The organism is Streptomyces sp. URMC 126, from assembly GCF_051386555.1.
Taxonomy (GTDB): domain Bacteria; phylum Actinomycetota; class Actinomycetes; order Streptomycetales; family Streptomycetaceae; genus Streptomyces.
Genome location: NZ_JBPQTX010000463.1, coordinates 1 through 4099 on the forward strand (window position 1 = coordinate 1; position 4099 = coordinate 4099).

5 protein-coding genes are annotated in these 4099 nt (G+C 73.0%); 4 read left to right on the plus strand and 1 reads right to left on the minus strand.

Annotated features, from left to right (window positions below; all coding sequences use genetic code 11):
* Positions 1-1046 (plus strand): alpha/beta hydrolase family protein (locus ACSNOK_RS31345; RefSeq protein WP_436784184.1); only part of this gene is annotated, 1046 nt, incomplete at its 5' end.
* 12 nt (positions 1047-1058) lie between these two features.
* Positions 1059-1925, plus strand: coding sequence for an aminoglycoside phosphotransferase family protein (locus tag ACSNOK_RS31350; RefSeq protein ID WP_436784185.1), 867 nt, complete (start codon positions 1059-1061; stop codon positions 1923-1925).
* A 137-nt stretch (positions 1926-2062) separates the two neighbouring features.
* Here ACSNOK_RS31350 and ACSNOK_RS31355 read toward each other — a convergent pair whose 3' ends face one another.
* Positions 2063-2359, minus strand: coding sequence for a hypothetical protein (locus tag ACSNOK_RS31355; protein ID WP_436784186.1), 297 nt, complete (start codon positions 2357-2359; stop codon positions 2063-2065).
* Between the two features lie 318 nt (positions 2360-2677).
* On the opposite strand from ACSNOK_RS31355, the gene ACSNOK_RS31360 reads away from it, so the two are divergent.
* The gene (locus tag ACSNOK_RS31360) at positions 2678-3322 is read left to right on the plus strand and encodes a DUF4360 domain-containing protein (RefSeq protein ID WP_436784187.1); all 645 of its coding nucleotides are present in this window, start codon (positions 2678-2680) and stop codon (positions 3320-3322) included.
* 49 nt (positions 3323-3371) lie between these two features.
* Positions 3372-4037, plus strand: coding sequence for a DUF4360 domain-containing protein (locus tag ACSNOK_RS31365; protein WP_436784188.1), 666 nt, complete (start codon positions 3372-3374; stop codon positions 4035-4037).
* The last annotated feature ends 62 nt before the right edge of the window (positions 4038-4099 follow it).

The window sequence follows — 4099 nt, forward strand, 5'->3', positions numbered from 1 at the left end:
GGCTGCCCGCCCCCACCGGCCCCCACGCCGTCGGCCGTTCGACCGTGCACCTCGTCGACCACGGCCGCCGGGACCTCTGGGTCCCGGAGGCGGACGGCCGCGAGCTGATGGTCGACATCCACTACCCGGCCCGCCGGGGCGCCGGCAAGCCGTCCCCGTACGCCACCACGGAGGAGGCCCGGCTGCTGCTGGAGAGCCGCGATCTGGACAAGCTGATCCCGGCGGAGCGGCTGAGCGCGACCCGTACCCACAGCCGGGTCGACGCGCCGCCGGTGCCCGGGCGCCGTCCGCTGGTGCTGCTCTCCCCCGGCTTCAGCGTCTCCCGCTACACGATCACCGCCCTGGCCGAGGACCTGGCGAGCCGGGGTTACGTCGTGGCCTCGATCGACCACGCCTACGAGTCCGTGGGGACGCTCTTCCCCGGCGGGCGGATGCTGACCTGCGTGGCCTGCGAGAAGGCCAAGACCGAGCAGGACTTCAACGCGGCGGTGGTGAACCGGGGCAAGGACGCCTCCTTCGTCCTTGACCGGCTGACCGGGGCGCGTTCGCCCTGGAAGCACGCGGACCTGATCGACCGTCAGCGCGTCGGCATGGCCGGGCACTCGCTCGGCGGGGCGACCGCGGCGGCCGTCATGGCGGCCGACCCCCGGGTACGGGCCGGCGTGAACATGGACGGTTCGTTCCAGGGCGCGGTACCCCCCGGCGGACTCGGCGGCCGGCCGTTCATGATGCTCGGCGCCGACGAGATCCACCATCCGGGCGGCGGGGACACCTCCTGGGACACCACGTGGCCGCGGCTGGACGGCTGGAAGCGATGGCTGACGGTGGCCGGCGCCGACCACTTCACCTTCTCCGACTTCCCCTTCCTGGGCGACCAGTTGCTGCCCCCGGACACGCCTGACACGGAGCTCTCCGGCCGGCGGTCGGTGGACATCACCCGCGCGTACGTGGGCGCCTTCTTCGAGCAACACCTGCGGCACGTACCGCAGCCGCTGCTGGCGGGCCCGACGCGCGCCAACCCCGAAGTACGGTTCAACCAACCCTGACGAGGAGGACGTGTGACGGCCCACGCCACCGGCGAACCCCTCACATACGCGACGCTCGTGGCGCGGCTGACGGCCGAGGACGCAACCGAACCGGCCGTACGCGAGGGCCAGTTCCACCGGGTGGTGATCGGCGCCCGGCGGGTGCTGTGCTTCCCGCGCACCCCGGCCGCGGCGGCCCGGCTGCCCGCCCGCGCGGCGACGCTGCGCGCGGTCGGCCGGGCCGGCCTGCCGTTCGACGTCCCGTCGCCGCTGCCGACCGGCGGCGGGCCCGTCCGGCTGGAGCTCACCCGGATTCCGGGCGCGCCCCTGGACCCGTCCGCCCTCACCCGGCCCGAGGTCGCGGAGGCGGCGGCGCGCGGGTTCGCCACGCTGCTGACGGCACTCGTCCGCGCGGGCGGGCAGCCGGGGCCGCGCGCGGAACTGCCGGAGACCCCCCGCGACGAGTGGCGGCGGTTCGCGTCCGACGTCCGCGCGGAGCTGTTCCCGCTGCTGTCCACCGCCGGACGGGCGCGGGCGGAGCGGGAACTGGCGGCGGTGGAGGCCCTGCCGTACGTGTCGGGTGCCCTGGTCCATGGCGACCTGGGCGGGGAGAACGTGCTGTGGGAGACGGAGGACGGGCTCCCCGTGCCGCGCGGGGTGGTCGACTGGGACGAGGCCGCGATCGGCGATCCGGCCGTGGACCTGGCCGCCGTCGCCGCCTCGTACGGGGACGCGTTCCTGCGGAGCGTCGTGGCCCACGGCGGCCCGGTCCTCCGGGGACCGGCCGACCGGGTGGCGGCGATCCGAGGCACCTTCGCGCTGCAGCAGGCCCTGTCCGCGCTCCGGGACGGCGACACGGCGGAACTGGCGGACGGGCTGCGGGGGTACGGGCGGGTCTGAGCCCTGTGGGCCGTCCGCCGGCTCGCGAAGGAACGACGGGCAGGGGCCGGCGAGGTGGGGGGCGACGGGCAGGGGCCGGATGGGGGGCGGGCCGGGCCGGAGGGACCGGTCACCCTGGAGTCAGGACGGGGTCACCGTCATCCCCGGGACAGGGCGCCGAGCCCCTCCCGCAGATCGTCGGCGTTCATGACCGGGAGCAGCTCGACCTCGGCCTCCATGTCGAGGAAGAACCGTTCGAGCAGCGCCGGCATCTGGGAGGACTCCCGCATGTCGAAGACCAGGAGACAGGTGCGTCCGCCGTCCATGCAGGTGAAGTAGGCGGCTTCAGGCTGGAGCCGCTCCAGGATGTCCCGCACGGTGTCGGCCATGGTGCCGTTCCTGACCGCCTCGTTGGCCGTGTGGGTGTCCAGCCGGGCCCTGAGCAGAGTACGCATGGCCCTCTCCTTCGCGACGGCGTGCCGCGCCCGGCGCTCGGGTTCCGCGCCGGAGGGAGCGCGGGACGTCCCTTCCACCGTCCCTCCGGGGGCGCCCGGCAGGCAAGGGGCACCCGGCGGGCAAGTGGCGGCGGGAGAAGCCGGGGAAGCGAGGAGCCCACCGGGACGGGGGTGACCGCCGGGGACGCGGAAGCGGCCCGGACGGCGAGGACCGGCCACGCCCCGGCCCACCTCGGCTTGACCTGACCTGTACATGACCCTGGGGCGGTGGTGGCATGTCTCGCGCAGTCACTCGGCGGAGCAGCTGGAGGCATCCCCATGTGGAAACCGGCACTGATCGGCACCGCGGCCGTGGCGCTCGTCGCCACCGCCTTCTCCCCCCAGGCCGCGGCGGCCGAAGGCGCGCCGCCACCGGGCAGAATCCAGATCGACGTGGTCTCGGTCAACGGGTCCGGCTGCCCGGCCGGGACCGCGGCCGTCGCGGTGGCCGGTGACAACACGGCCTTCACCGTCTCCTACAGCAACTACCTCGCCCAGGTCGGCCTGGGCTCCAAGCCCACCGACTTCCGCAAGAACTGTCAGCTCGGCCTGAACGTCCACGTCCCCCAGGGCTACACCTACGCCATCGCCAAGGCGGACTACCGGGGGTTCGCACACCTCCAGAGCGGGGCGACGGGGCTGGAGAAGGCGAGCTACTACTTCCAGGGGATGCAGCAGACGACCTCCGCGAACCACCGCTTCAGCGGCCCGTTCAGCGACGACTGGCAGACCACCGACGTGACGGACGTCGACGCGCTGGTCTACGCGCCCTGCGGCGCCCAGCGGATCCTGAACGTCAACACCGAGCTGCGGGTGAGCGCGGGCGCTTCCGACCCGACGACGACCACCAGCTTCATGGCGATGGACTCGGCCGACGGCAGTGTCAACACCCTCTACCACTTCGAGTGGAAGCAGTGTTCCTGATCCGTGCTTCATCCGTGCCGGCGGGCGCGGCGTCGTGGGAGGGGTCTATATGCGCGGACGCACCAAGCTCAGACCGGCCGTGCTCGGCGGTGCCGTGGCGGCCCTGCTGACGGTCGCGGCGCCGCCGGCGGACGCCGGTCCGTACGGAGTGCCGCCCCCGGACAAGGTCGTGATCGACGTGGTGACCGTCAACGGATCGGGTTGTCCGGCGGGGACGGCGAACGTGGCGGTGTCACCGGACAACACGGCCTTCACGGTGTCGTACAGCAACTACACAGCCCAGGTGGGCGTCGGCTCCAAGCCGACGGACTTCCGCAGGAACTGCCAGCTCAGCCTGAACGTCCACGTTCCGCAGGGCTTCACGTACGCGGTCGCGCGGGCGGACTACCGGGGGTTCGCGCACCTGGAGAAGGGGGCGTCGGGGCTGGAGCGGGCGAACTACTACTTCCAGGGGATGCAGCAGACCTCGTTCGTCAACCACCACTTCACCGGTCCGCTCAACGACAGCTGGCAGACGTCCGACACCACGGACATCGACGCGCTGGTCTACGCGCCCTGTGGCGCGATGCGCTACTTCAACATCAACACGGAGCTGCGGGTGGACGCCGGCACCTCGGACACCGCCAAGACCACCAGTTTCCTGATGATGGACTCGACGGACGGCAACATCAGCACCCTGTACCACTTCGCCTGGAAGCAGTGCCCCGCCCGGTAGGCGCTCGGGCGGCACCCCGGGAACGGACCGGCCCGCCCGGCGACGGCAGGACGTCGCCGGGC